Here is a 2,704-nt window from a genome sequence, read left to right as displayed (position 1 = left end):
TCGAAACAGAGGGTTAATGTATATTTTTCAATTTGCAGAAGGTCCAAAACTAACTAACCGTTACTAAGCGAGCTTACCCAATCCACCGTTGAACAAACTTCATCTTCGTCTACTGTAAGTTGGGGGCTATAGCTTAATTAGTTACATTTGGGAAAAGCAGACCGGGAAGCAGAGTAGTCGTTTATTATCTAGTGGCCTTGTCCCTGTAAACTAACATGACTCCTGTGGATTGCGACCCAAAATCATGGTGAGAGGATTTAATTCCGTAGTTCCCGTTTAGAAAAATAAGCACGTATTCGCCCACGGGGCTTCACGGATTTGCTTCTAACAGTTTAAAAGCAAAGTTATGGAAAAGAGAAGAAAAGACAAACGTGAAGAGGTAACTAAGTTACTGACGTTACAGAAAATCAGAGATGTGAAAGAGCTGGAGTCTTATAAACTCTCAGTTTGTCATCCTCATTCGGCCGGTATCGATTTGGGTAGTAAAGAGATTTATGTAGCCCTTGATCCTCGTATAGCGGCAGAAATGAGTCTTCCGATCGTGCATGTGTTTAATACATTCACTTCCGGGTTGCTATCTTGTCGTGATTTGCTTTGCTCATGTGGTATAACTACGGTGGCGATGGAGTCCACGTCTGTATACTGGACAACTATTTATTCCATATTGGAATCTTCAGGAATAAAAGTGTGTCTGGTGAATCCAAGAAAGTTCAGGATGGTTCCCGGTCGTAAAACGGATGTGCTGGATTGTCAATGGCTTCAGACATTACATTTATATGGGTTAATCACCGGTTCTTTCCATCCGGAAGAAAAGATATCGGTGTTGAGAAGTTATATGAGAGAAAGATCCCGTATTATAAAAGATAGAAGCCGATATGTTTGTCGAATGCAAAAGGCGCTAACGAAAATGAATCTGCTTTTAAATAATGTGCTGGATGACATTATGGGTAAAACAGGAATGTCTATAATCCGTGCCATCCTGGAAGGGGAACGTGATCCTCACAAGTTAGCCTCATTGCGTAGTGGACGTTGTAAATATACGGAAGACGAGATAGCCGAGTCCCTAAACGGTTATTACAAAGAGGACCAGCTCTTCCTGTTAAAAACGAATTACGATGCATTTTCTTTCTTTGATAATAAACTGACAGAGATCGATAGCCAGATAACAGACTTGTTGGAAGAGTTTCCTCTTAAAAAAGAAAAAGTAGAAGAAACAGAGGAAAAGAAACCGAAGTATCGGAAGAAAAATAAAAATGATATCCGTTCCGAAAAGGATTTGCAGGATATGCTTTATCATATTTTAGGTACTGACATGACTGCTATAACCGGATTACAACCTAATACGGTATTACAGATCATAGCGGAAGTCGGAGCTGATATGAGCAAGTTCCCCACTTGTAATCACTTTGCCTCGTATCTGGGGTTTGTCCCTCGTAACCAGATTACCGGCGGAGAAATCATCTCTACGAAAACGGATCGTGTGAAAAGTTCCGCGGCTCAGGCGTTTAAAAAGGTCGTGCCATCTATCTCCAGAGGGAAATCAGCACTCGCCGCTTTTTACCGGAGAGTTGTACCACGAATAGGTACAGGCAAGGCCATTGTCGCTGTCAGCCGTAAACTTGCGATAATCTTCTATAATACACTTGTCCACGGAAGCGAATATGTGGAATTTGGACAAGAAAAGTATTTACAACAAATAGAAGAAAGAGAAAAAAGATTAGTAATCAAGTTGGCTAAAAAGCATAATTGGGAGGTTAAGTACTCTTAGGAATGCTGGTTGTGAGCCGACGAAGATAAATTTAGTTCATTAGAAAGAAAAAGTGAACTACCTCGTTCCCGCGCTCCGACGCGGGATCGCAAAATAGCCTGCGGCACGAGTAGAGATGTACAGGCATGCATCTCTACAGACCCATAAATCATCATTTACCAGTTTAGGATAAAACCTGTTCCTTTGCGATCCCGCGTCGGAGCGCGGGAACGGGATAGCTCACTTTTGGCAAATAATGAATTAATTTATCCCCAATGATTAGCAGGTGAGCCCTTTTCCCGGTCTGTCGCTGCTGCCTGAGCCGCCAGTCAACGGAGCCTCTTCTTGATTAAAAAGATACAAATCGTATCAAGCGGAGGCTCCGCTGAAACCCAAAAAAACATTTTGTTACTTTTCCCATTGCTAAGGTAGGATTATTCCTTGAAAATAAAGGAATAAAAGGAGTTTATTTGTTCGTTTTTTTATAACTTGCAGAAGTTTCGAACCTTTGAATTCTATCGGCTTATGAAAACTCTAAAATTTATCTTCTATTTGTCTTTATTTTGCGTTGGGTTTACGAATGCTTTTGCCCAGATAGAGACACGTTTTTTTCCGGAGTGGTGCCGATCTCTTCCGATCCGCGGAGTTGTAATATCCGGTTTACCAGTTCGGGCCGGGACTGTCTATTCGACTACAACAGTCGATCTTAGTAATTCGAAGGCGGGATTTTATCTCGTCAAAATCAAAGATTCAACTTATAAAATAGTTTTGCAATGAGAAAAGAAAATATCAATTTAATAATGCTCCTCTGCCTGCTGCTCTCGTTTTGCAGCGGGTTTGCGTCCTGTGGGGACGACGATGAGGAAGAATATGATCCTTGCGCCCCGTTCGAGGTGGCGTTGGAAAAGGCGGATCCGTTTTATACGGAATCCAATACGCTTTATGACGTAACTAATA

The 2,704-nt window shown here is 41.6% G+C and carries 2 protein-coding genes; both read left to right on the top strand.

Features of this window, described 5'->3' with window-relative positions; genetic code table 11:
• Window positions 1-346: 346 nt before the first annotated feature.
• Window positions 347-1,768 (top strand): IS110 family transposase, encoded by a 1,422-nt coding sequence (locus DWW90_RS08085; protein WP_122344609.1) that lies wholly within the window; start codon window positions 347-349, stop codon window positions 1,766-1,768.
• Between the two features lie 752 nt (window positions 1,769-2,520).
• On the top strand, window positions 2,521-2,704 hold a 184-nt coding region (locus DWW90_RS20505; protein WP_158582830.1), incomplete at its 3' end, for a hypothetical protein.

Origin of the sequence: Parabacteroides sp. AF17-28, from assembly GCF_003479205.1 — a bacterium.
Taxonomy (GTDB): Bacteria; Bacteroidota; Bacteroidia; order Bacteroidales; family Tannerellaceae; genus Parabacteroides; species Parabacteroides acidifaciens.
This window is presented reverse-complemented; position numbering and strand designations above follow the sequence as displayed.